General features: G+C 63.5%; 2 protein-coding genes. Both read right to left on the bottom strand.

Translation table 11 applies throughout. The features are described 5' to 3' along the window. Positions 1-218 (bottom strand): glycosyltransferase (locus tag PVZ72_RS00395; RefSeq protein WP_273860906.1); only part of this gene is annotated, 218 nt, incomplete at its 3' end. Positions 219-279: 61 nt separating this feature from the next. Beyond that, positions 280-570, bottom strand: a 291-nt coding sequence (locus PVZ72_RS00390) for a DegT/DnrJ/EryC1/StrS family aminotransferase (RefSeq protein ID WP_273860905.1), incomplete at its 5' end; no start/stop codon positions are given.

Genomic DNA, 570 nt, shown 5'->3' with positions numbered 1-570 from the left:
AGCAGCACCGCCACGACCGGGCTGTCCGGCTCGCTGGCGGCCTGCTGCAGGAGTTCGGCGCTGCGGTCGCGACTGCCGTCGTCGACCAGGATGATCTCCACCTGGCAATCCAGCAGGCGGCAGGCGGCGCGGGTGCGGCGCAGGAGTTCCGGCAGGCTGGCTTCTTCGTTGTAGACGGGGATCACCACGGACAGCTTATCGATGGCATAGGGCTTCATACGCCTTCTCCAACAGGTTCTGAGTATTGCTTCACTGGGATACGAGATGCCGGATCACCGGTTAGGCTGTACCTATGGCAAGTACGTCTTCGATGGCAGTGACCACGCGGTCGATGTCATCTAGCGTCATGTCCGGGAAGAGAGGGATGGAGCACAGCCGTGCCGAATTCCATTCGCTGTTGGGCAGCGAAAGCGTCGGCCAACGCTCGCGGTACCAGGGATGCAGGTGGGTGGCGGTGAAATGGATGCCGGTGCCGATTCCGCGGGCCTTGAGGCCGGCCATGAAGGCTTCGCGCTCCATACCGCACCGCTCGGGGCAGATGCGCAGGATGTAGAGGTGCCAGGCGTGGGT

It is taken from the genome of Pseudomonas sp. LA5 (assembly GCF_028640825.1).
Classification (GTDB): domain Bacteria; phylum Pseudomonadota; class Gammaproteobacteria; order Pseudomonadales; family Pseudomonadaceae; genus Chryseomonas; species Chryseomonas aestiva.
Note: the sequence above shows the minus strand (reverse complement) of the source record. Positions and strands in the feature narration are given on the sequence as shown.